Genomic DNA, 22,234 nt, shown 5'->3' on the forward strand with positions numbered 1-22,234 from the left:
TACCGCCGCGCTGTATGGGTATGGAAAAGGTCATTTATCGACCGCTTACGATGATTAATCCGCTGCGTTAATGGGCGCCGGATTATCTTTCAGCATCTGCTGAACACAAAACAAGGTGAGATTATGTTGCCAAAAACGAAACATATTTTATACGCATCCGATATGGGCAAAGCGTCCCGTCCGGCCTTTTTTAGAGCGGTTAGCGAAGCCATAAAGCATGATGCCAAGATCACATATCTTCATGTTATGGAACCGATGAACCGTTCCACTGAGACGATGATCGAAAGCTACTTATCGGAAGACGTTTTGGAAGCGTTGCGAGATAAGGGGGCACAATCCCTAAAGCATAAAATGACTGAACGGGTGAATGCCGCCATTCAAGAGGAGCTTAAATCAGCGGAGATTCCTGCCGGCCTGATTGAGCATCATCTTGAAGCCGGTAAACCCTCAGACGTTATTATTAAAGTGGCGGCGCAATTGAATGCGGATATGATTGTGATGGGAACCCGCACACACTCGTCGATCGGCAAGTTACTGATGGGTTCTACTGCGCAGAAGGTATTACAGGCAGCTACAGTGCCCGTGTTGGTTGTGCCGCTTTAATGATTGAGTGGTGTTAGTACTAAAAAAACCAGCCTGTTAGGTGTGCACTTAACAGGCTGAATTATCAATCAAGCGCTTTGATTTGGCGACGAATCTCATCGATTTTCGAGGTCATCACCTTTTCAAGGTGGTCGAGGTCCGTTAAGAATTTATCTTTTGGATCTTTTGGTGGTTCTTCTTTACGGGTTGCCGCTAAGCTCTTCAGCTCTTCCAACGCCAGTAGCAGTTGTGGGCTGATGCGTTCCACCGTATCGAAGGCTTTCGAGTTGCGGGCTTCAAGAGGGATCGCGTTACGTCCACGTACAAAAGAGAACTTTTTACTGCGAGACAGTAGTGAGCCTTTGTTACGCTTATAGTAAATTTTTAACACATCAGTATCGCCCTGATGACGTAAAGTGTACTTGTCGACACTCTCTACCGATGTGATACCCATTTTGTTTAGGGTTGGATAATCAGACATTCTCAGTATTCTCAATTAGTGGGCTGCTATCTCAGGCAGACCAGACTCAAACAGTAGTGACGGCACTTGTTAATGACAAATGCTTGGTTCGTCTTTTCAGGACGTTCTCTTATCCAAGAGTGAGCCGCAGACGCCTGCACCGGGCCTCTTGGGGCGGTGCTGAATAGATGGAAACAGTCGTTGCGGTTATCGGGCTGGCTCTGGCCTAGGTGCGGAGCATTTAGCACTTGCTGCCGTGCGGATACTAACGCTATACCTTGGCTACCAATAGAGCCAAAGGTTAAAACAGGCTGGGGCCAGTACAGCAATGCTTGTTTGCTGCTAGGGTAAAGAGGTGCCTTGAGGTAGCTCGGGTCGGTGTTTCGCCAACATAATAACAAGACTAGGGTATTGGCCAGGATAATAACATGATGACAACCATCTCTGCGCAAGCGTTACTGGGTCTTTATGATAAAGACTATTTGAAAAATGTCTCTACATTAGGGGCATTGTCCGATGATGCGTTAATGTTTTTACTCGAACAAGGGGATATTCTTCAGCCCGCCGCAGGTGAGCGGCTGTTTAGTTATGAAGACCCTGTCGATTGTTTTTATGTGGTGTTAGATGGTCAGATCGATTTTTATAAACCCTGTCGCAACGGCCGGACCTTGATTCGCCAATATCACCGCGGCATGGAGATCGGCTTTGTTGCCATGATCGGCCTGCATGGTCGGGCAGGAGATGCGGATGCCGGGCCGCAGCCGACCTATCTATTACGGGTCAGCACTGGGTTGTTCAGCGATCTGCAGCAACAGATGCCGAATGACTTCGGTATTCTGCTATTAAACTTAGCGCGAGAGATGTCACGGCGATTAAGGGAAGCAGATATTCGCTTGGCCGAGCTTGAGTAATGGGTTGAGGCTGCATGGCGTATTTGACGCTATTTTTTAGCTAAGATCTTGTTTTAAATGATTTCGCATCTTAAATAACGTCTCGTTTAAAGCACTTCGGGTGTTAAAAAACGGCGGTAGCTGGTAGAGCGGTACTGACCTATCAAATAGCAGACTGCGATACGGATACGCCAATTATCTATTGGACTAAACGATATCGCCGTCGGTCTATTGATTGTCAGCATGGCGGTTGTAGCGGAGAGCAAGACCGGTTAGCGCCTTTTTCTTAGCATCTGAATGATCTCTTTAAACACTCTATTTTCCAGCACTTCAGGCAGATCTAGCTCTAGACTGTTGCGATAGTAGGTCGACAGGTCTAGGCCAAAGCCCAGCGCATAGAGTTCGATATCACCCCGGGCTTCAATCATGCGGGCGACTTGTCGTAGATGGTTATCGAGAAAGTAATCATCATTGCTTTGTGCAGTGGCGGCTTCCATTGGACAACCGTCCGAGAGCACGATCAGAATGCGTCGCTCTTCGGGACGGTTGTTCATCCGTTCCGCCGCCCAGAGCAGCGCTTCACCGTCGATACCTTCTTTAAAAATATCCTGTTTTAGCATCGCCGCGATATGGTTACGGGCGCGTTTCATCGGCGTGTCGGCATCTTTATAGATAATATGCTGAAGTTCGGCTAGACGGCCCGGCGCTTCATGACCGGCTCTGCCGCGCCACTGTTTGAACAGTTTGCCGCCTTGCCAGCTACGGGTGGTAAATCCGAGTATTTCGCTGCGGGCACCGGCTTGTTCTAACGCCCGAGTCATGATTTCGATCAGCGTGGCGATGGATGTTATATGCTCTTTCATTGAACCGGAGTTATCGACTAAGAAAGTAACCAAGCAGTGGCTACGGGGTTGATAGCGCTCTTGACGAAACAGCTGTCGGTAATCGGGAGAGGTTACCAAGCGACTCAAACGACGTGCATCGATATAGCCTTCCTCTTCACCGAAGTTCCAGCCATCCCGTTCTGGGGCCGAGAGAATCTGTTGGAGTTCCCGTGCCAAGCGGTGCACATTAACCCCTTGACCTTTGATCCGCTGATCGAGCTTCAGGCGCAGTTTTTGACGTTGAAAGGAGGCAACTAATTTTTCCGCTGAGATCACCCGATCATTAGCCCTTGAGTAGACTTTGTAACCCGCTAATTGTGCCACGAGCTCACGGTATTCAATCCGATTGTTGCGTCGGCCGGGCAGTGCGGGGGTGTCGCCGTGACCCTCAAAATCCTCATCGAAGTAGAGGCCAAAGCTATTGATCGTTTTCTGATCCCGATCTTTGTTGTCATCCTCTGGCTTATCAAATTTGGTGGCGATTTCATCGATCACCTGGACAATGCCCAGCGCATGTTCAGCATAGCTCGGCTGATGATGTACATTACGCTTAAGACCCACCAGAAAGGTGCCAATATGGGGGGCGAGCATCATTCTCTGTGGTTCGATCAGGCCTTCAATGGCTTCGTTAACCGGTTGGCCGGATAAGCGTGACCAGGCTACCTGAGCGATGGTGTAAACCAATAGGCCCACATGGCTTTCAATCATATCCGAGGCGCAGAACTGGGCACACCACTGCTTATAGCGATGGTCTAGGTTTTTCGCCATACCGGGATAGCACTGCTCAACCAGCTTTTCGACCCGCAGCTGTTCCAGTAATTCAAAGATCATCTGACCGACGGGGGATTCCGGCATTAGGCGACGGTGCAAATGTACGTCACTGTGTTTCAGGCGCAGTGCGATACCATCGGCAGCTCCGCGACAGGAGGTGAAGTCATCTTCGTTAGGGTCGGTGCGCAGATGAGGCGCACGGATCCCGGCGGGCCGGCCATTGACCTCTGGTTGGCGGCCTCGGTATTCAAAGCCTTTTTCACCGGACCAGGCGCGTACGGTAGCGGCGCAAATCTCTTCGATCTTTTGTTGCAGTTTCTCTTTGCGGGGCGCAACAATGACCGGCTCGAAGCCGGTATTTCTGACCGGTTGGCTAGCCATGCTCAGTCCTTATTCATCACCTGAGCCGCGTGGTGGGCCCAGGATTCGTTCAGCTCTTGATCAAAGCAGCGTTGGAAAAATTCGGCAATCATAGGGCGTTCGGCTTCATCACACTTATTGAGGAAGGACAGTTTGAAGGCGATGCCGGGGTCGCGGAAGATTTCGATATTTTCTGCCCATGAGATAACTGTGCGCGGTGACATCAAGGTGGAAATATCCCCGGCGGCAAAACTGTTGCGGGTCATGTCGGCCACGGCGATCATGGCACGGGCCAGTGTCGCCCCGGCTTCATTCGCCATGCTGCTGACCCGCGCCTGCACGATTTTGACCTCATCATCGGTAGGTAGGTAGTTAAGTGTGGTGACGATATTCCAACGGTCCATCTGTGCCTGATTGATCATCTGCGTACCGTGATAGAGACCGGTGCTATTCCCCAAGCCAATGGTATTTGAGGTGGCAAAGAGTCTAAACTGGCTGTGCGGGCGGATCACTTCGTTCTGATCCAGCAGGGTGAACTTGCCATCGCGTTCGAGAATCCGCTGAATAACAAACATCACATCGGGGCGGCCGGCATCGAACTCATCAAAAATCAACGCTGTAGGACGGCGCAGCGCCCAAGGTACGATACCTTCTTGAAACTCGGTAACTTGCTTGCCGTCTTTCAGAATGATGGTGTCTTTACCGACAAGATCTAAACGGCTGATATGGCCATCGAGGTTGATACGGACACAAGGCCAGTTCAGGTGTGCGGCTACCTGTTCGATATGAGTCGATTTACCGGTGCCGTGCAGTCCTTGCACCATCACGCGCCGATCACGACTGAAACCGGCCAATATCGCCAGCGTCACTTCAGTATTGAACTGGTAAGCGGGATCGATCTCTGGCACATGATCATCTCGATGACTGAATGCCGGTACTTTAAGGTCGGTATCGATACCAAACACATCTCGTACAGAGATCATAATATCGGGTTGATCAACTTTTATATCGGACATTCGAACGGCACCTTAAGCAATAGAGAATAACAACCAGTTTAGGGAATCGCTCAGCGATGGGCGTGGGCCAGTTGTTGTTTTTGTATGCTGCCAGAGGCGCCGTTTAGCGCGACTGCTTCAGTGTTAAATATTCTTCACCACTAGACTCATACCGATAATAATCAAGAGGAAAAAAGCCATCCGCCGCAATGTGGTTGGGCTAACCTTTGGCGGATACTTTTTGCCGCACAGAGTAAACAGACTAACAATCGGCAGGCAGATCAGTGAGAAGATACCCATTTCTAGCGTTAACCCGCCCTGTGCGCCGACCAGCGTTGTCCGGCCTACGGCGCTGAGTAAGAAGATACTGATCAGGCACAGACGGATTGTTTTGAGCTCAAACGGTTGGCGATAAAACAGATAGACCAAGGGCGGGCCGGCCATGCTGAATAGTCCGGCCATAAAGCCCGCAATGATACCTGAACCCGCAAAGATCAATGTGTTTGATACTTTGGGGAGCGGCGCGGGTTTCAGCATAATCATTAATCCGGCGGCGATGATCGTCGCCCCCAAACAGATTTGCAGCAGGTTATTGAGGTCGCTACTCATATAATCGAGCAGAATTAGCCCACCCAGGATCGCTGGCAACATCGCACTAGAAGTGATGATGACCCGCTTCAGGTCGACGGATTTGAAGTTGCCTTTCAAGGCGACGGCACCATTGATAAGACTCACCACACTGATCACCACCGAGGTGAAGGCGACGGGAACGAGATCAAAGGTGGTTACCGCGCCCATCACGATCATGCCTAGCGCGAAGCCGGTGACGGTTTGCACATAGGTGGCGAAGGCAATGATAACGAGGAACGAGATAAGGGTGGTTAGGTCCATTAAGCGGGAGTCTCAGTCAGGTTAAGCAGTGCAACACGTCGCACCAAGATACTGAGGGTTATTATAAGTGAGCCAGTCACTTTGTTGGTTGGCCAGATTAGACCTTTGAGTGAGTCCAGTTGCAAGGTCAGCGATTGAGTTGGAGATCTGTTGGGTGGTTCCAACCCTTGGATGAATATTGCCTGCTCACGGCTACGGCTGGCTCCATTGGTGATGCGTGTTTGGTCGTTGTCTTCATCCTGTTCTGTTCATAGCATGAATGTCAGAAGTGCATCTCTGTCGCTAGACCAGCAGGGATCGATTTTAGGTGTAGTGACGGTATTTAAACGGATGGTTGCACAACCTGCGATGTCGTGACGATGGCATAAACAATAGGCCCCGTGACGCTTAAACAGCAGATATCGGCAGTATTCGTTATCGGCAGCGAGCTTGATCCACACCTGAGTATCAATAGTTAAACCCGATTGTTTAATGGAGAGTTAGAGTATGAAATTTGAAACACGCAACCCTGCAACGGGTGAGCTGCTTGAGCAATTCGATTGCCTGACCGATGAGCAGTTGGAACAGAAGCTTACGCTGGCTGAAACAACCACTCAGAATTGGGCGGCTAGCAGCTTCGCCGAGCGGACAACGTTAATGAATGCGGTTGCCGATGCATTGCAGCAACAGCGAGAAGCGTTGGCACATGTTGTCTCGGTGGAGATGGGTAAACGGTTAGTCGAAGCGTTGGGTGAAGTGGATAAATGTGTTTCAGCTTGTCGTTACTATGCAGAAAATGCGGCGGGAATGCTGCAGGATCAACTGGTCGAAACACCCGCTCGTAAAAGTCTTATTACCTATGAGCCATTGGGTATTGTGCTGGCTATTATGCCGTGGAATTTCCCTTTGTGGCAGGTGTTTCGTTGCTTGATTCCAGCTTTAATGGCCGGTAATGGTTTGTTGCTCAAGCATGCACCGAATGTGCCTCGTTGCGCCAAAGCGATTGAGCAGGTTCTACGCGATGCTGGTGCGCCGGAAGGTTTGGTAACGGACCTAACGATTTCGGTGGAACAGAGTGCCAAGGTGATTGCCGATCATCGTGTGCAAGGTGTCTCATTTACCGGCAGTGAAACCGCCGGGCGTAAGATCGCTGCGTTGGCCGGTCAGCATCTGAAAAAAGTGGTGTTGGAGCTGGGGGGATCGGACCCTTTCATTATCTTGGATGATGCCGATATCGATGCTGCCGTTGAAGTCGCGATGCGGGCGCGTTTTGGTAATGCGGGACAGATCTGTATTGCGGCGAAACGTTTTCTGGTGGTGCCTTCACGAATTAAAGAGTTCACTGAAAAAATGGTGGCTCAGGCGAAAGCGCTGCAGCCTGGTGATCCACTTTCGCCAGAGACGACCATTGCGCCGATGGCCCGAGCCGATCTGCGCGAGCAGGTTCAGCGCCAGGTTCAAGCTTCCATCGAGGAGGGGGTTGAAGTTTTGACCGGCGGTGAGGCGTTACCCGGCGATGGTTTCTTCTTTGCTCCGACCGTATTGGGTAACGTTAAGCTTGGTATGACCGCGTATAACGAAGAGATCTTTGGCCCGGTGGCCGCGATTGTGGCGGTGCGTGATGAAGCGGATGCCGTGGCTCAGGCCAATGCAACTCGTTTCGGTTTAGGTGCGAGCGTCTGGACTGCGGATCTTGAAAAGGGTGAGGCGATATTGCGCCAGTTGGATGTGGGCAACGCTTTCCTTAATGCGCAGGTCGCCAGTGATATTCGTCTGCCGTTCGGAGGGGTTAAAGCATCAGGGTTGGGCCGCGAACTGGGAGAAGCCGGTATTCGCGAATTCTGTAATACGAAATCCATCTGGATTAACTAAGGAGCCTGACTAAGGCTTGTTCTGAATGGGTGTCTCTTGAACCAGTCGCACCCAGAGGAATAAGCCACTCAGTCCTCTGTTTACATTTATCGAGATGGAGGGCTGTGTTTTCCGGTGCGCAGCATGAAGCAAGGAGGTTAATGCCTCCTTGCTTTTAAGTGGAATTGTTTTTGAACGGTTATAGGCTGTTTTTAAAGGCGGGCTAGGTCGTCTCGTAGCTCTTGGATTTTTGCACTCATCACCTGTTCCATTCGATCAATCTCTTGTTCTAGGATACTGCGACGGTCAGATTTTTGCTGCTGTTTGGATAGCTGATTAAGCTCGGCAATGGCAGCAAGCAACATCGGGTCACTTCCTTTTGCGTTGTGCGTTAACGCTTGGTTATCGGCGGCAATCGCATTATTGATAGCAAAGTCGAAGCTGCTACTGCCTGGTAGGGTAGAGCCTTGCGCTCGTTCAAAATAGATCTTAAGTTCTTCGACGTTATCTTTCTGGCTCAGTTTATAGTGGCTGATGCTGTTTATATCGATAAGCCCCATCGCCTGCAAAGTTGTATAGTCTGCCATTACGCTGCCTATTTCTTGGAGTTATTTATAGTTGTATCCCAGCGTTATTTTTATGTTTTATATTGGCAATAACTAGGCCCAGTTGTGCATCGCTAATATGTCCAGTTGGACCGACTGGCCCCAAAAACTGTTATTTTCTGGTCCTAATGCCGACTCCGGTGACCTCTTATATTGAAATCATCGCGGATAGCCGGTTTTGCATCGGTGCTAATAGCCCACGCCAGCAGTGCTCGGCTATCGGTAAAGCACAATAATTAGATTAGGAGATAATGATGGCGACTAAGTCCTTTGTGAATGTTGAGTTGCAACCGGAAGCGGTTGAGCTGTTTGATCGATACCATAAATATACGGGTACATCCCCAGAGGCGTATATTCAGCAGTTGGTTGAAAAGACGTTGCCGACGGTCGAGGCGATGGTCGCGGCAATGGATGAAGCCAGTGAAAAGCCGGATGACAATATTGATGTGATGGCGTTATTTGGGAAGAAAATGGCTGAAGCGGCCTTGGCGCAAAAAGAGGCGGCGAAGGCGAATCCTCTGATCGTTAACTAGGATTCGGGAAGTACGTTGGTATTGCAACTTGGTCTAGCGGCTATTTGGTTAATGTCTAGAGCGCTTACTGAGAGCCCTTAATTAAGGTTCTCAATCAACACCCAGGTTAGACAAACTTTACCAGTTCCGATTTGCGGTTGATTTTGAGTTTGTCGAAGGCGCGTTTTTTATAGGTGATCACGGTGGATTCTGATAACGCCAGATCGTTACCGATCGATTTGGCGGTATGACCTTTAAGGATCATATTACAGATCTGGGCTTCCCGTTCCGATAGACCCGAGGCGAGCAGTGATTTAACAACCCCTCTGCGTTTGCGTTCATCCCTAAAGTGCTTTAACAATAATGATCCCATCAGGGATGAACTCTGTTTCAGCGCATTGAGTTGGGTATCGGCAAAGGCGGCCTCTTTTTTACTGTAGAAGTTGATATAAAAAAGATGCTGGCTTTGTGGGTCTAATACCACAAATGAGAACTTGGTATCGAAATTAGGCACATTGAAAAACCGTCGCCGGTAGATCGGCGGAAGATGCCTTTTTTCTAATAGCTGGCAGGGGGCATCATCCGGTGAATTGAGTACCGAGGCTTTAAGTTCTTCTAACATTGGATCATCTAAATAGGCCCCATCGAGATAGAGTGATGCCAGTTCTAGCCCTAGGTCCGGCCGTTCAATATTGTGGGCTAAACGGCAGGTGGCGTAATCGCCGTTGGGTGAAAATTCAAACACCATATATTGATCAATGGGGGCGAGCAGACGCATCATTTGAAAGAAACGTGGATAAAAGACACCACTGCCGAGGCTATCAATACAGCCGGCAAGTTGATCTGATACCGCTTGGTTGAGTACTCGACTGTACATGGTTGTGCCAACGATATTAATGAGGGTTAAGTATACCGCTTGTGTCGATGGATTTTGTCCCCATTTAAACAACTTAAAAATAGCTTAATGCTTTTGCTGTTAGGAAAGGGATGTTTGTGTGCCAAAGAGGTAGATGAGGGGCCTTTAGTTATGTTGGGTAACCGCCGTATCCTCTGTAAATGGTATTGTGCGGCGCCCAATCAAAAAGCCCGTTCAAAACCGCAAGTCGCTGATTTTCTCACTACCTAGGGAGTGGCCCGCAGTACAGGAGGCCACTTTTCAGTGGTGGCTAATATGATTCATACGGGGCGCTTGGTTGCCCCTTTCCCGCAAAGTATTCCGACCTCTGAAGCATTTTATCTCGCCAGCCCTGTGCATCAGTATGAGCACCCCCATGCTGAGACCTTTCGAGCTTGGCTACTAGAAGAGGCTGAGTTGGCCAGAGTCAGTGCTGCAATGATGACAGGCTAACCTTGGGGCACATAGGCTGGTGCTGATTATGATGTAACTTATCGGGTGAGGTGCTGTAGGCTTTTTTGCGCTGCCTGATAACCTAATTCGATCATCTGTGTCGCGCGGTCAAACTCCAACATGCGGCAGGCGTTGCGGGGGATCTCGACAAATTGGTCCGGTGGGTAGGCCGCCAGTTTCTGCCGTGCAATGGTGCTCTGCATGGCATCGAATGCTTGATGGGCAATATCGTAGACGCCGTTGTCTGGCGTTTCTAGGGCGCTATCGGAGTCTTTAAAACTGTCGAGAAAGGCGGTGATCTTCGCCGAGAATAGATCTTTTTTGGCACCATTAGCGGCGTTGTTTAAGGGAGTTTTACTTTTGCCCTTACCATTGGCTTTGCCGCTGAGGTTAACGGCGATGGTGAGATCGGTCTTGTCATTAAAGGTCGGCGCAATCGGCACCGGATTTAAAACCCCTCCATCGATTAGGTCTATGCCTTTGTAGCGGAACGGCGTTAATAATAGCGGCAATGAAATGGAGGCGCGAATGCCGTCAAACAGCTTACCAGAATTGATCCATACCTCTTTCTCATTGAGGATATCGGTGGCCACTGCGGTGTAGCGGATAGGCAGATCCTCAATCATCACATCACCGACGAGTTCGGTGAGTATGCTGATGACTTTGTCGCCTTTAACCAAGCCACTTCTTTTCCATGAGATATCCATAAAGGTGACAATATCCACTTTGCGTATTGCCTGCACCCAAGCAGAGAAGTCTTCTAGTTTGCCTGCCGCATAAACGCCACCGATAAGCGCCCCCATGGAGCTGCCGGAAATGGATTCGATTTTAAAGCCATTCTCTTCCAACCAATGAATCACGCCGATATGGGCAAAACCACGGGCACCGCCACTACCTAATACCAGTGATACGGTTGTCTGTTGTGTGCTCATAGGCTGGTTGGACTCCTTGCAGTGGCGGTGTTAATCCTTCAATGCGACTAGCGCAACGCCGATGCTGTGCTGTTTAGGTATGATTCGAGTGGTTTAATTTTACGGACAGATGGCTCAGGGGGGAATACTTATCGACTTATAAGATATCTAGCGCCGCATTAAGTGAGTCATTCATCGTTTGTGGCACGTTAATTTAAAGTTTAGCCACGGAGCAAGTGAATTGTGTCTATACTGAAGACTCTATGAAAAGCGCAAATAATAATAAAATGATAGAGGAACACAAAATATGTCAACAAAATTGATTGTTGGTTTAGATGGGAGTGAGCCAGGGGAACGTGCACTCACGTACGCCAAGCATCTGTCAAAGTTGATAGGCGACTGTGTGATTGAGTTGGTTTACGTCATCGAATGGTCACCTTATAGTTTTCAAACCGCCGAAGAAAACGCCATGCGACATAAGCGTCGCGAGCAAGAGATAAAGCTTGCTTCAGAACGGGTTATCACACCTGCATTAGAAACCATGAAAACCGAAGGTTTTAGCGCCGGGGGACGGGTATTACACGGTGATGCTGCCGAGTTATTGAACTCAGTGGCAGTCAAAGAGAAGGCGCAACAGATTATTGTGGCACGCTCGACCGAGAGCGGATTAGCGGCAAAACTGTTTGGTAGTGTCACCGCTAAGTTGGTGATGAGCGCTAACGTTCCTGTCACTGTCGTTAACTGAGGTTGTCTTATGCATATTAAAAAAATAATAAGCAGCGCATTTGTCTCTCTATTTCTATGCTTTGCTAGCGCTTCGGCTATGGCCGAAGAGGGGAGTATTGATCAGACAGTTAATGAAGTTTTTGCTTCGGCGACCGGCTGGTTTGTTAATCTAATTTTTGCGCCTTTACCGGGCACGACGTTCCCATGGATCGTTCTGTGGTTGGTCACTGGGGCAACGGTGTTCACCGTCTACTTTGGTTTTATCCAATTTAAAGCGATACGTCATTCTATTTCGTTGGTTAAAGGGGATTACTCTGATCCTGATGATGCGGGTGAGGTGTCTCACTTTCAAGCATTAGCGACAGCGCTTTCCGGTACGGTTGGTTTAGGTAATATCGCGGGTGTTGCTGTGGCTGTGAGTATTGGGGGGCCCGGTGCAACCTTCTGGATGATATTAGCGGGTTTGATGGGGATGGCCTCCAAGTTCACCGAGTGTACCTTGGGTGTAAAATATCGAAATGAATATGCTGATGGTACCGTATCGGGTGGTCCCATGTATTACATCTCGAAAGGCTTTAAAGAGAAGGGACTTCCGGGCGGTGGCATACTGGCGGTGTTGTTCTCGATCTTTTGTATTCTGGGCGCCCTTGGCGGCGGCAACATGTTTCAGGCCAATCAGGCGCATGCGCAGATTAGTAGTATTGTCGGTGACTATCCCGGTTGGATTACTGGTGTGATTTTTGCATTGATTGTGTTCGCTGTGATTGTCGGAGGTATTAAGTCGATCGCCAATGTGACCGAAAAAGTGGTGCCATTCATGGGCATTCTTTATGTGTTGGCTTCTCTGGTTATTATCCTAATGAATCTCGATAAAGTCGGTTGGGCCTTTGGTCAGATTTTTGAAGGTGCCTTTACTGGGCTCGGGATTGCGGGTGGTTTTGTCGGAGCGTTGATTCAAGGTTTCAAACGAGCGGCGTTCTCAAACGAGGCTGGTGTTGGTTCGGCGGCAATTGCTCACTCGGCGGTGCGGACGAAAGAGCCGATTACGGAAGGGTTCGTCTCGCTGCTTGAGCCATTTATCGATACGGTGGTGATCTGTACGATGACGGCGTTGGTGATCATTATTACGGGTCAGTTGACCACGGATCCAACCACAGGGCTTTACTTGGTGGGTGAAAGCGGCCGCATTATTACTGCCGATGGCTCTTCGGGTGTCGCCTTGACGTCAGCTGCTTTTGGCTCGGCTTTCAGTTGGTTCCCTTATGTGCTGGCGGTTGCGGTGGTATTGTTCGCATTCTCAACCATGATTAGCTGGTCTTACTATGGCCTGAAGGCTTGGACCTATCTCTTTGGTGAAGGAAAAACGACCGAGTTAGTCTTTAAAGTCATCTTCTGTTTGTTCGTCATTATTGGTGCAGCAGCCAATCTTGGTCCGGTTATCGATTTCTCCGATGCCTCCATCTTTGCTATGGCGGTGGTCAATATCATCGGCCTGTACTTCTTGATGAGCTTGGTTAAAGTTGATCTTAAATCATATATGGCACGTTTGAAGTCGGGTGAAATTAAAAAATTCAAAAACTGATTATTAACGCAGTCTCACTGCTTTAACATCAACGGGGTAAAAGAGATTCTTCTTTTACCCCGTTTTTTATGGGCCAATGTCAACGTTACGCATGAGGCTTTAAAAAATAATCGCGGAGGGTTAGAGTTACACCGTAATTTTACATAAATCGAACTTCGGGGCGGGGCGAAATTCCCCACCGGCGGTGATTTTGATGGGCTATCCCGTCAAACAGCCCGCGAGCGCTTAATGCGATTGACTCAACCACATTAAGGTCAGCAGATCTGGTGAGATACCAGAGCCGACGGTCATAGTCCGGATGATAGAAGATCGACCAGTCAGCAGCTGTCTCTGAAATATTCAGAGATGGCTTTGTTGTGTTTGGCTGTGTTTAGCTAATGGCAACGGCTGGTACATTCGTTTTCATCACCCCTGGCATCTTATTTTGGGAGAAACCAAAGATGGCAGGCACATGTTTTATCATGATCGCGTGTTTTACCTGGGCACTTGATACATTAATTCGCTATCCCTTATTGGCGGCGGGTTATGCCACACTGCAAATCGTTTTAATCGAACACCTCACGTTGGTGCTGTTTGTCAGCCCGATGCTGTGGCGCTATCGTCATGTCTTTCGTCAACTATCACTGAATAACTTTCTGTGTCTGTTTTTTATTGGCGGGGTCGGTTCTGCACTCGGCACCTTGGCTTTTACGGAAGCGTTTCATTATCTGAATCCAACGGTGGTGATTTTATTACAAAAGCTACAGCCGTTGGTGGCTATTGTGCTGGCCTATGCTTGTCTAAATGAGCGCATCGAAGGCGCGTTTATTCGTTGGGCGATAGTGATTGTATTCGGCAGTCTAGTAATGTTATGGCCCGATATTCAGTCGTTGGGTGAGGCGCAGTGGCACTATGGTAACGATAGTTTGAGTGTTTTAACCGGCTATGGTTATACGTTATTGGCGGGGTTGTGGGTTTTGTTACCTTTAGCTCTGCTACAGCAGGATAGTTTGATGCCGATGCCACCGGTCGATCTAAGCTTAGCGATCGCTATGGCGTTATTGAGCGGATTGATTGGTATGCGTTTTTATTATCAAGGGTTAAAAACAATACCGGCACAGATGGCCACCTTGGCAGAGCTCTCCTTTCCCGTGTTTGCCGCGGCGATCAACTGGTTTGTGCTTGGAATGGGGTTAACGCATTATCAGATTATCGGCGGATTGATGCTGATTTTAGGCAATTTTGGTTTGCGGCTGAAAGCGTTGCAGCGCAGTGATTCAAGCTCAGTGCTTTATCAGTCTTAATCGCTGTTTTAACGGCCTAACAACGATTGTTAGGCTGTTTCGCACATTTTTTGTCAGGTATATTGGTTTATATATCTGGGTTTTATTTATACGTTCAATTGCGGTTCTTTTTAGGCGTTCTCTGCACCGGCCTCGATTGAGGCGTTACTATGCTCTGTGTTTGAGCGGCGTCTTTCGCTTTACGGGAGGTTGAATTGTTATTAACCCTGCGGCATAAAAAGAATACAGCGAACATAATAGAAGGCGAGGAAGGTGTTAATGGGTGAGCAGCAATGGCAGGGTGATCTGCAACAGTTGATCTTAGGTTTTGAGCAGGGACGGACTGATCTATCGTGGCTGGGGTATGACCTCTGTGTGTTTAAGTATGCTTGGGGGGAGTTGGTGATCTCATTGGCGGGTGGTCAGGTGCTGTTGTTTCGTCCGACCGGTGAGCAGCCACTGTTGTGGTTGAGTGATAAACCGGCTAAGACAGGCGCGATACGAGGGGGTGTGCCGGTGTGTTGGCCTTGGTTTGCTGAGCATGTTGATAATGCCTCTCAACCCAAACACGGCGTAGCGCGAACAGCACATTGGACCCTAGATCGGGCTGAGGTTAATGCGCAAGGTGGTCATTGGCAGCTGTCTCCGCCAGCATCCCTCTGGTCAGGACTGGATCTTACGCTTGATGTTGACGTTGATCAGGGGGAGCTTCGTCTGTCATTAATCAGTCATAACTATACGGATCAGCGGATAGCGTTGACTGCGGCGCTGCATAGCTATTTTGCCGTGTCGGATCGTGCGCGGGTGGCGCTGCAGGGTGTCGATGGCCTACGCCTTCGAGATAAGTTACAAGGCATGCAGGAGCGGCAGCATAGCGGTGTGGTTGAGTTTCCGGTGGAAACTGATGTTATTTTCCAGCATGAGGGTGATAGCGAAGTGATGCTGGTCGATCATGGATGGCAGCGGGTGATTGCTATTCGTAAGCAGGGAGGCAATTCTACCGTGGTCTGGAATCCCGGTGATGCAGCCGTCGCGATGCCGGATGTCGGGCTTGATCAAGTATCTCGATTTGTCTGTGTTGAAGCGGCCCGCACCCGTTTTTATGATCACCCGTGGCTGGACGCCGGTGAGTCACAAACCCTAACGACCGCATTTCGGCTGTTGCCTTATTCGCAATAATTTAGCCCGGAATCGCTTAGCCAGTGATAGCTTAGTTCGGAATAACCCCCATGACAGGCTAAGCGGCACTGATGCCGTAGCGAGGTAAAATTTCATGGATGACGGTAAAGCGGTGAGCCTGTAGGGCGTCATGAAAGTGTTTCCAATCACTGTCTAAAAATGAGGGATGGTATTTAAATAGCTGATTTTTTAATTGTTTTGAGCGGGTATCTTTAATCGCCTGATATTTCCACGAGCCAACGCCTTTAGCTGCATAGCGTAGTTGTACTGCAGGAAAACCAAAGACGCCGTCGGCGATAGCCTTGAGCCATATTTGATGACGTTTATCACCGTTTTCCTCAACGGTGTTGCGCATCATGGCGTCTAATTGATCTCGACTCGCCGATGGCAGTCCGGCAACCTTGGCATCGGCATCACCCAGTTGAAAACGTCGCATCGCTTTGCACATCTCATCGGCGGCAGTGATAAAGTCTTTGGGGTTATCTCGTTCAACATGGGCCCCTTCGCCATTGGTGTAGTGCCATTTAAGGTAGGGGCGGTCGGGGTAGCTCAACGCGGCACCGTGGCCAAGGGGCAATAGACCGCCGACAAACTGTGATTGAGCTTCATCGAAGCGATCAAGGAAGTAGTTTTTCACCTGCTCTAACAGGCTTGGATCAGGCTGGTTATTTTCATCGAGCACATCACGAACCAGATTGATTCTATCGTTGATACCTGCAAATCCCTGATGCGCCCATGTATCGGCAAACACATGCATGGTGATCCCGAGGCGGTGCAGGGCGTTGGGTTTCTGGTGATCATCGATGCAAGCACGTACCATCTCCTGCGCAATAAAACTATTCGGCCGGCAGACAATTTTATGACGAAAATCAGCATCTGGATTTCGTCCCGCCGCTAAGCCTTCATTACCGGGGAGGAAGTGAAACGGAATCCATACCTGATGGTTGGCGAGTTTTTGAATATTTTTGTAGTCGATCATTTTGTGGGCCGAAGCGATACGCTGATACATCGCCTGATTCTCGAAGTAGATCACTCCTGCATTGGTGGCATCATCTACATATTGAGCCGAATGGGCGATAATCTCCGCTTTAGCATGCGCAAAGCCTGAAAGTCGGGCAACCACGTAAGTGACGGCATGGTGAAAGTCGATCTGCATAAGAATGCTCCTGTGCCTGAGTGAATGCCTAAGCTGTCGCTGTTTTCATAAGCATCGGTTCGATGATTAAAAATATAGTTCAGATAAACCGTCATATAACGTCTGGCTGACAAAAGGCGGGCGTTATTCCGGCGGATGTTGCGTTAGGTCAAGTATTGCTTTTGATCCGCCGTATTCGCCGTGCGAGCCCGCACGGCAGGTTTAACGCTATGCTATTGCAGCTCAATCGTATACTCATCGAAATCACGTGCAGGTAAGTTATCGTCATCCCGTTCACGAACACGCCAAGCATTCACTTTTAATTGAATACGGTTGTTGTCGCTTTGGTTAAAACTGGCGGTCATGAAGTGTTCCCGGGTACGGGTCTTAGGATAGGCGGATAATAACCAACCTTTTTTAGTGCTAACGGCAAATGATTGATCATAGTGGACGGCCTTGGCGGTCCAGCCGGGGATCTCGACAACTGAAGGATCTGGAAAATGGCTGGGTTTGAAACTGGGACTGGCGGTGGCGATACCGTTAAGGCCGGTGAGGTTCGACAGCGGGGAAGATATAACTTCAACCAGTCGCCCGCCTTGTGGCCCTAAGGTGGCGGTGGCGATCCGGCCAAAATGCACATCACCGCTGAGCAGCACAATATCGTGCCCCGTTGTGCCGAGCGCCTGCAGCAGTTGTTGATATTGGGTTTTGAAACTAAGCAGGTTGCGTTCGGTTGGATTTTTCTCAACGATTAAGGGTTGTGGTAATACCAACACGCCGGGTGATTGTAGCGAGCTGGCCCAGTCGGTTAGGCGTTTGAATTCAGCTGCCGGCATAAAACCGTTTTCGTCACGAAAAGAGCGCAGATCGGCGAGACAAAATGAGAGATCGCTGCCAAGGTTAAATATCTCGATCTTGGGGCTTTGTTGCACCCGTTGCACACCATCTAAAGAGGCTCGAGACCAGGTCTTTCTAACGGATTTGATCTTTAATACCAGTAATGTCGGGATCAGTGAATCGTGAAATGGGTAATCGTTCCAGTATTCATGGTCATCCGGCAACATCCAGGTGGCACCACGGTTGAGAATGCTGCCTAGGGCTTGCCAATGCAAAGCATAGTCATCGGCGACGCGTTGTCTGATTTCGCTGTCGATAAAGGAGAGCGAATCAAAGCCTATATCCAGATAGACCTGATCGCCGGTGAGAAAGGTGATATCCGGTTTCACGGCTTCATCGCCACGATCATAGAGGGCCTTATAAGCCCCCGCCGCTTGGCCACCATCGCGGTGATTATAGAAGCAACTGCCAAAGCCGATGGTAAAGGGTTTTTGATGGGATTTAGGTAGCTGCGCTGGCAGGGTATCAAATTGAGCGGTGCGTAATAGTTGCCAAGATGCCTCACGGACCCCGTTGACTGCCTCAATGCGTCGCAGAAAACGCACTTTATAATGACTGCCGGGCAGTAGTTGTGAAAAATTGGCGGTGATATAGAAGCGTTTGCGGATACGACTGAAGGGTCTGTTCCAATCGGTTTTGACAATGTTATGGACGCTGACGCTGTTATCGGGGGCAATTAGCTCGATGCGGGCCTGTTCGGGCATGGTTAAGGTGGAGAACAGGGTGCCTGCCCACACCTTGACGCTGTGCTGAGTCGCTCGCAGCACGACTAGTGACCATTGGCCGGTACTGGTAATAATCTCATCGCTCATGTTGCAACTCCCTCGCAGACCTATGTCCGTTCTCTTAATTAGCTTTACGCCCTAGGGTGGCGCCGTTAGGAATGATTCGTTATATGGATGGTGCTATGTCATACCTTAATGTAGGCAATGGCAAGGTCGTTAGCCAATAAAACCCCCGGCAGGGATATGCGCTTAATTCATACAGCTGTTTTAGTCGCGGTTGTTATTTCTTGGCGCGGTTTTTCTTGAGCAAAAAGCAGCGGTCGGCTAGGGGAACAAAAGTGATGTTTTAACAGGGCGTTAGCGTCGCCGCTAGACTACAATTTTAGTAGTGGCGAAGTTGAACCGCGTTTGCGATTCGGTTCACAGGAATCGGCATTAATGTGTTTCGGTTTAAGTATCGGCTTAAGTTTAGGCGGCTGGCGTGGCTGTACCTTACTAGGATTTATAATATGAATAATAATATCCAGACGATTATTGAACGTTATCAAGGGGATAAAACCCGCTTGCTGGATATGCTTTTGGATATACAGCGCCTTTATCACTATCTTCCTGATGCCGCGACAGCCGCACTTGCCCACGGCTTGAATATGTCGGCAAACGATGTGCGGGAAACCCACTCTTTTTATCACTATTTTCATAGCCAACCCAGCGGTAAGCATACCCTCTATCTGAGTCATACAGTGATTGCGAGACTGAAGGGCTACGAAACGGTTTTGGCCGCCTTGGAGCAGGCTACCGGTGCGAAGATCGGTTCGCTGGACCCCTCGGGAACCTTTGGTCTCTATGAAACCGCCTGTATTGGTCTGAGTGATCAGGAACCGGCGATGCTGATTGATGAGGTTGTGTTTACCCGACTGACCGCCGACAAAGTTGTGAGGATTATCGAGCAGTTAAAGCAGGGCTTAACAGCGGCTGAGATTGCAAACCCTCATAAGCTGCCGGAAGACAGTATCGCTTATATCGATCAGCTCGTTGAAAGCACTATCTGTCAGGCGGGGCCGGTGTTCTTTCAGGAGCCGAGTGATTATAGCGCGCTGTTAAAGCGTTGTTTGGCGCAGCACCCGGATCAGGTGATTCAAACGGTTATCGATGCGCGATTGCAGGGGTTAGGCGGGGCGGGTTTTGGCACCGGTGAGAAGTTTCGTTTGTGTCGCCAAGCTGTTGGTGAAACGAAGTATGTGATCTGTAATGCGGATGAAGGGGAACCGGGAACCTTTAAAGATCGGGTGTTGCTGACCCGTTCTCCGAAGGTGGTGTTGCTGGGCATGATTATCGCTGCTTGGGCCATCGGTGCGAGCCAAGGCATTCTCTATCTGCGGGCCGAATATAGCTATCTTAGGGCCTTTCTTGAGACGCAATTAGCGCAGCTTCGAGCCGAAGGTTTATTGGGCGATACGATTCTCGGTCAGGACTTTCATTTTGATATTCGCATTCAAATGGGAGCAGGATCTTATGTCTGTGGGGATGAATCCGCCTTGATTGAATCCTGTGAAGGCAAGCGAGGCACCCCACGGATAAAACCGCCTTTTCCCATTCAGCAGGGGTATCTGGGGATGCCGACCACGGTGAATAATGTTGAAACTTTAGCGGCGGTAACTCGGTTAATTGAAGAGGGGTCTGGTTGGTATGCAGAGCTTGGCACCGATGGTTCCTGTGGTACTCGGTTATTCAGCGTCTCGGGGGATTGTGATCGACCGGGTATTTATGAGGTTGAATGGGGCATGAGTCTGAAGCATCTGCTTGAAAGAGTGGGGGCGACGGATCCTTGGGCGGTGCAGGTAAGCGGGCCATCCGGTGAGTGTGTTGCGGTAAAAAAGGGTGCTGATCGCTGTTTTGCTTATGATGATCTTTCCTGTAATGGCTCGTTGATGATTTTTAATCGCTCGAGGGATTTGCTGGCGATTATACGGCAGTTTATGCAGTTCTTTGTCGATGAATCCTGTGGTATCTGTACCCCCTGTCGGGCAGGTAATACTGAGCTGTTGCATAAGGTAGAGCGGGTGATAGCGGGTAAAGCCTGTCAGCAAGATCTCGATGAGATGGTTAGCTGGGGTCAGTTAGTGAGCAGTACCAGTCGATGCGGTTTAGGGGCTACATCACCGAATCCGGTATTAAGTACATTGCAGCAGTTTACTGAGCTTTATCAGGAAAAATTGGTCGAACCTCAAGGTGTGTTGTTGCCTTCTTTCGATAAAGTGGCGGCGTTGTTGGGTAGCGAGTTAGCACGCGCGGAGCTTATCCCGACAACATCGATCAACGGGTCTACGCAGCTATCGGAGCGGGTGAAATGAATATTCAACTAACAATCGATGAGCGATTAATCACCGCCACCGCCGGACATAATTTGGTGGCGGTGGCCGCTCAACATGGGATTCATATTCCAACCCTGTGCTATCGGCCTGATCAGTCCTGTCTTGGCACCTGTCGCGTCTGTTCTGTACGGGTGAACGGTCGAATAACCCCCGCCTGCTCCGTACATGTTGCTGACGGGATGGTGGTCGAGGTGAGTGAGCCGGAGGTGGCCGATATGCGTAAGGCGCTGGTCGAGTTGCTATTCGTCGAGGGCAACCATAACTGTCCGAGTTGTGAAAAAAGCGGCCGCTGTGATCTACAAGCGACCGCTTATGAGATGGAGATGGTGGTGTCCCGTTTTCCATACCGCTTTACCCCGCATCAGCGAGAGGTCGGTGCCGAGCATATCTGGCTCGAACGTGACCGGTGTATCTTCTGTCAGCGTTGCGTTGAGTTTATTCGTGATCGTGATAGCGGCGAGAAGATCTTTAGTATTAGCGGACGAGGCAGTCATGCGCGGATTGAAATCGATATCGAATTGGCCAATGTTATGACCGTGGAACAGGTCCGTGCGGCGGCGGATATCTGTCCGGTCGGCTGTATTATTGATAAAGGTATCGGCTTTAATGAGCCTATCGGTCAGCGTAAATATGAGTGTCGATCGCTGCGGGACCGAGCGCTGGGAGATAACGACTAATGGCTAACTCAAGCAAACCTGAGATCTGCTCCCATGATCTGCCAGCGACGCCAATGGATCCGACGCTTCAGGCCACCCGTGATGCCAAAATTAAAGTTGCGATGATTGGTCTATGCGGTTGTTGGGGTTGTAGTCTATCGTTGTTGGATATGGATGAAGCGCTGTTAGGCTTACTCGATAAAATAACTATTCTGCGTTCATCGTTCACCGATATTAAGCGCATTCGTGAGCGTTGTGCCATCGGTTTTATCGAAGGCGGTGTGGCCAACGAGGAGAATATCGAAACCCTACAATCGTTTCGCGAGAACTGCGATATCTTGATCTCCGTTGGTGCCTGTGCCATCTGGGGCGGCGTACCGGCGATGCGTAATGAGGTGTCACTGACCGACTGCCTGAAAGAGGCCTATATTGATTCGGTGACGGCGGTGCCCAATGCGATTCCAACGATGCCCTATGATGACGATATTCCCCGGATAACGACTCAGGTTTATCCCTGTCATGAAGTGGTCAAGATGGATTACTTTATCCCCGGTTGCCCTCCGGATGGGGGAACGATTCTTAAAGTGTTGGATGATCTGATTAATGGGCGTCCCTTTGATCTGCCCGCATCGATTAACCGTTACGATTAACCATCAGAATG

At 49.6% G+C, this 22,234-nt stretch carries 22 protein-coding genes and 1 riboswitch; of the genes, 13 read left to right on the forward strand and 9 right to left on the reverse strand.

Features of this window, described 5'->3' with window-relative positions; genetic code table 11:
• Window positions 1-123 precede the first annotated feature (123 nt).
• Complete coding sequence (locus tag AC0L4K_RS06260; RefSeq protein ID WP_473268611.1) at window positions 124-603, forward strand: universal stress protein; 480 nt, start codon at window positions 124-126, stop codon at window positions 601-603.
• Window positions 604-667: 64 nt separating this feature from the next.
• On the opposite strand, the gene AC0L4K_RS06265 is transcribed toward AC0L4K_RS06260, so the two are convergent.
• Entirely contained in the window at window positions 668-1,063 is a 396-nt protein-coding gene (locus tag AC0L4K_RS06265; RefSeq protein ID WP_417227200.1) for a DUF3461 family protein, read from the reverse strand.
• A gap of 407 nt (window positions 1,064-1,470) precedes the next feature.
• Between AC0L4K_RS06265 and AC0L4K_RS06270 the strand changes: the two genes are divergently transcribed.
• A complete protein-coding gene (locus AC0L4K_RS06270; RefSeq protein WP_473268612.1) occupies window positions 1,471-1,953 on the forward strand; it encodes a Crp/Fnr family transcriptional regulator in 483 nt (160 codons plus the stop codon).
• Window positions 1,954-2,204: 251 nt separating this feature from the next.
• Here the strand turns inward: AC0L4K_RS06270 and AC0L4K_RS06275 are convergent, their stop codons facing one another.
• From AC0L4K_RS06275 to AC0L4K_RS06285, 3 genes are all read right to left on the reverse strand, one after another.
• The gene (locus tag AC0L4K_RS06275) at window positions 2,205-3,968 is read right to left on the reverse strand and encodes a cobaltochelatase CobT-related protein (RefSeq protein ID WP_473268614.1); all 1,764 of its coding nucleotides are present in this window, start codon (window positions 3,966-3,968) and stop codon (window positions 2,205-2,207) included.
• A gap of 2 nt (window positions 3,969-3,970) precedes the next feature.
• Entirely contained in the window at window positions 3,971-4,963 is a 993-nt protein-coding gene (locus AC0L4K_RS06280; RefSeq protein WP_417227205.1) for an AAA family ATPase, read from the reverse strand.
• Window positions 4,964-5,086: 123 nt separating this feature from the next.
• The gene (locus AC0L4K_RS06285; RefSeq protein ID WP_417227207.1) at window positions 5,087-5,833 is read right to left on the reverse strand and encodes a TSUP family transporter; all 747 of its coding nucleotides are present in this window, start codon (window positions 5,831-5,833) and stop codon (window positions 5,087-5,089) included.
• A gap of 150 nt (window positions 5,834-5,983) precedes the next feature.
• Here AC0L4K_RS06285 and AC0L4K_RS06290 point away from each other — a divergent pair, with 150 nt between their 5' ends.
• Window positions 5,984-6,190, forward strand: a complete 207-nt coding sequence (locus tag AC0L4K_RS06290) for a hypothetical protein (protein ID WP_473268615.1) — start codon at window positions 5,984-5,986, stop codon at window positions 6,188-6,190.
• A 129-nt stretch (window positions 6,191-6,319) separates the two neighbouring features.
• Window positions 6,320-7,684: an NAD-dependent succinate-semialdehyde dehydrogenase gene (locus AC0L4K_RS06295; protein ID WP_473268616.1), complete on the forward strand. Its 1,365-nt coding sequence runs from the start codon at window positions 6,320-6,322 to the stop codon at window positions 7,682-7,684.
• Between the two features lie 191 nt (window positions 7,685-7,875).
• Here AC0L4K_RS06295 and AC0L4K_RS06300 read toward each other — a convergent pair whose 3' ends face one another.
• Window positions 7,876-8,250, reverse strand: coding sequence for a DUF3461 family protein (locus AC0L4K_RS06300; RefSeq protein WP_417227211.1), 375 nt, complete (start codon window positions 8,248-8,250; stop codon window positions 7,876-7,878).
• 269 nt (window positions 8,251-8,519) lie between these two features.
• On the opposite strand from AC0L4K_RS06300, the gene AC0L4K_RS06305 reads away from it, so the two are divergent.
• Window positions 8,520-8,801, forward strand: coding sequence for a hypothetical protein (locus AC0L4K_RS06305; protein WP_473268618.1), 282 nt, complete (start codon window positions 8,520-8,522; stop codon window positions 8,799-8,801).
• Window positions 8,802-8,907: 106 nt separating this feature from the next.
• Here the strand turns inward: AC0L4K_RS06305 and AC0L4K_RS06310 are convergent, their stop codons facing one another.
• Window positions 8,908-9,657 (reverse strand): helix-turn-helix transcriptional regulator, encoded by a 750-nt coding sequence (locus AC0L4K_RS06310; RefSeq protein ID WP_473268619.1) that lies wholly within the window; start codon window positions 9,655-9,657, stop codon window positions 8,908-8,910.
• Between the two features lie 294 nt (window positions 9,658-9,951).
• Between AC0L4K_RS06310 and AC0L4K_RS06315 the strand changes: the two genes are divergently transcribed.
• Window positions 9,952-10,128 carry a hypothetical protein gene (locus AC0L4K_RS06315; RefSeq protein WP_473268620.1) on the forward strand — a complete coding sequence of 59 codons (177 nt, stop codon included), beginning with the start codon at window positions 9,952-9,954 and terminating at the stop codon, window positions 10,126-10,128.
• Window positions 10,129-10,166: 38 nt separating this feature from the next.
• Here AC0L4K_RS06315 and AC0L4K_RS06320 read toward each other — a convergent pair whose 3' ends face one another.
• Complete coding sequence (locus AC0L4K_RS06320) at window positions 10,167-11,060, reverse strand: patatin-like phospholipase family protein (protein WP_417227218.1); 894 nt, start codon at window positions 11,058-11,060, stop codon at window positions 10,167-10,169.
• A 286-nt stretch (window positions 11,061-11,346) separates the two neighbouring features.
• On the opposite strand from AC0L4K_RS06320, the gene AC0L4K_RS06325 reads away from it, so the two are divergent.
• From AC0L4K_RS06325 to AC0L4K_RS06340, 4 genes are all read left to right on the forward strand, one after another.
• On the forward strand, window positions 11,347-11,784 hold the full coding sequence (locus AC0L4K_RS06325) for a universal stress protein (RefSeq protein WP_417227220.1): 438 nt from the start codon (window positions 11,347-11,349) through the stop codon (window positions 11,782-11,784).
• A 9-nt stretch (window positions 11,785-11,793) separates the two neighbouring features.
• Complete coding sequence (locus AC0L4K_RS06330) at window positions 11,794-13,347, forward strand: alanine/glycine:cation symporter family protein (RefSeq protein WP_417227222.1); 1,554 nt, start codon at window positions 11,794-11,796, stop codon at window positions 13,345-13,347.
• A gap of 147 nt (window positions 13,348-13,494) precedes the next feature.
• A riboswitch (FMN riboswitch) is annotated at window positions 13,495-13,661 on the forward strand.
• A gap of 126 nt (window positions 13,662-13,787) precedes the next feature.
• Window positions 13,788-14,630: a DMT family transporter gene (locus AC0L4K_RS06335; RefSeq protein WP_473268621.1), complete on the forward strand. Its 843-nt coding sequence runs from the start codon at window positions 13,788-13,790 to the stop codon at window positions 14,628-14,630.
• A 258-nt stretch (window positions 14,631-14,888) separates the two neighbouring features.
• Complete coding sequence (locus tag AC0L4K_RS06340; protein WP_473268622.1) at window positions 14,889-15,788, forward strand: D-hexose-6-phosphate mutarotase; 900 nt, start codon at window positions 14,889-14,891, stop codon at window positions 15,786-15,788.
• Between the two features lie 58 nt (window positions 15,789-15,846).
• Here the strand turns inward: AC0L4K_RS06340 and AC0L4K_RS06345 are convergent, their stop codons facing one another.
• Window positions 15,847-16,944 carry a DUF6765 family protein gene (locus tag AC0L4K_RS06345; RefSeq protein WP_417227227.1) on the reverse strand — a complete coding sequence of 366 codons (1,098 nt, stop codon included), beginning with the start codon at window positions 16,942-16,944 and terminating at the stop codon, window positions 15,847-15,849.
• Between the two features lie 212 nt (window positions 16,945-17,156).
• A complete protein-coding gene (locus tag AC0L4K_RS06350) occupies window positions 17,157-18,632 on the reverse strand; it encodes a metallophosphoesterase family protein (RefSeq protein ID WP_473268625.1) in 1,476 nt (491 codons plus the stop codon).
• Window positions 18,633-19,054: 422 nt separating this feature from the next.
• Between AC0L4K_RS06350 and AC0L4K_RS06355 the strand changes: the two genes are divergently transcribed.
• The 3 genes from AC0L4K_RS06355 to AC0L4K_RS06365 are packed head-to-tail and all read left to right on the forward strand — an operon-like array spanning window position 19,055 to window position 22,223.
• Complete coding sequence (locus AC0L4K_RS06355) at window positions 19,055-20,896, forward strand: NAD(P)H-dependent oxidoreductase subunit E (RefSeq protein ID WP_473268628.1); 1,842 nt, start codon at window positions 19,055-19,057, stop codon at window positions 20,894-20,896.
• On the forward strand, window positions 20,893-21,594 hold the full coding sequence (locus AC0L4K_RS06360; RefSeq protein ID WP_417227233.1) for a 2Fe-2S iron-sulfur cluster-binding protein: 702 nt from the start codon (window positions 20,893-20,895) through the stop codon (window positions 21,592-21,594). The genes AC0L4K_RS06355 and AC0L4K_RS06360 overlap by 4 nt, the downstream gene beginning before the upstream one ends.
• Window positions 21,594-22,223: an NADH-quinone oxidoreductase subunit B family protein gene (locus AC0L4K_RS06365; protein WP_417227235.1), complete on the forward strand. Its 630-nt coding sequence runs from the start codon at window positions 21,594-21,596 to the stop codon at window positions 22,221-22,223. The genes AC0L4K_RS06360 and AC0L4K_RS06365 overlap by 1 nt, the downstream gene beginning before the upstream one ends.
• Window positions 22,224-22,234 lie beyond the last annotated feature (11 nt).

This window comes from Amphritea sp. GJ51-11 (genome assembly GCF_055808735.1).

Coding starts and splice junctions, on each gene's coding strand:
- AC0L4K_RS06355 (WP_473268628.1), top strand. CDS start 19,055: ATGAATAATAATATCCAGACGATTATTGAACGTTATCAAGGGGATAAA.
- AC0L4K_RS06295 (WP_473268616.1), top strand. CDS start 6,320: ATGAAATTTGAAACACGCAACCCTGCAACGGGTGAGCTGCTTGAGCAA.
- AC0L4K_RS06360 (WP_417227233.1), top strand. CDS start 20,893: ATGAATATTCAACTAACAATCGATGAGCGATTAATCACCGCCACCGCC.
- AC0L4K_RS06285 (WP_417227207.1), bottom strand. CDS start 5,833: ATGGACCTAACCACCCTTATCTCGTTCCTCGTTATCATTGCCTTCGCC.
- AC0L4K_RS06330 (WP_417227222.1), top strand. CDS start 11,794: ATGCATATTAAAAAAATAATAAGCAGCGCATTTGTCTCTCTATTTCTA.
- AC0L4K_RS06300 (WP_417227211.1), bottom strand. CDS start 8,250: ATGGCAGACTATACAACTTTGCAGGCGATGGGGCTTATCGATATAAAC.
- AC0L4K_RS06310 (WP_473268619.1), bottom strand. CDS start 9,657: ATGTACAGTCGAGTACTCAACCAAGCGGTATCAGATCAACTTGCCGGC.
- AC0L4K_RS06320 (WP_417227218.1), bottom strand. CDS start 11,060: ATGAGCACACAACAGACAACCGTATCACTGGTATTAGGTAGTGGCGGT.
- AC0L4K_RS06265 (WP_417227200.1), bottom strand. CDS start 1,063: ATGTCTGATTATCCAACCCTAAACAAAATGGGTATCACATCGGTAGAG.
- AC0L4K_RS06315 (WP_473268620.1), top strand. CDS start 9,952: ATGATTCATACGGGGCGCTTGGTTGCCCCTTTCCCGCAAAGTATTCCG.
- AC0L4K_RS06365 (WP_417227235.1), top strand. CDS start 21,594: ATGGCTAACTCAAGCAAACCTGAGATCTGCTCCCATGATCTGCCAGCG.
- AC0L4K_RS06340 (WP_473268622.1), top strand. CDS start 14,889: ATGGGTGAGCAGCAATGGCAGGGTGATCTGCAACAGTTGATCTTAGGT.
- AC0L4K_RS06335 (WP_473268621.1), top strand. CDS start 13,788: ATGGCAGGCACATGTTTTATCATGATCGCGTGTTTTACCTGGGCACTT.
- AC0L4K_RS06280 (WP_417227205.1), bottom strand. CDS start 4,963: ATGTCCGATATAAAAGTTGATCAACCCGATATTATGATCTCTGTACGA.
- AC0L4K_RS06305 (WP_473268618.1), top strand. CDS start 8,520: ATGATGGCGACTAAGTCCTTTGTGAATGTTGAGTTGCAACCGGAAGCG.
- AC0L4K_RS06345 (WP_417227227.1), bottom strand. CDS start 16,944: ATGCAGATCGACTTTCACCATGCCGTCACTTACGTGGTTGCCCGACTT.
- AC0L4K_RS06275 (WP_473268614.1), bottom strand. CDS start 3,968: ATGGCTAGCCAACCGGTCAGAAATACCGGCTTCGAGCCGGTCATTGTT.
- AC0L4K_RS06325 (WP_417227220.1), top strand. CDS start 11,347: ATGTCAACAAAATTGATTGTTGGTTTAGATGGGAGTGAGCCAGGGGAA.
- AC0L4K_RS06260 (WP_473268611.1), top strand. CDS start 124: ATGTTGCCAAAAACGAAACATATTTTATACGCATCCGATATGGGCAAA.
- AC0L4K_RS06270 (WP_473268612.1), top strand. CDS start 1,471: ATGATGACAACCATCTCTGCGCAAGCGTTACTGGGTCTTTATGATAAA.
- AC0L4K_RS06350 (WP_473268625.1), bottom strand. CDS start 18,632: ATGAGCGATGAGATTATTACCAGTACCGGCCAATGGTCACTAGTCGTG.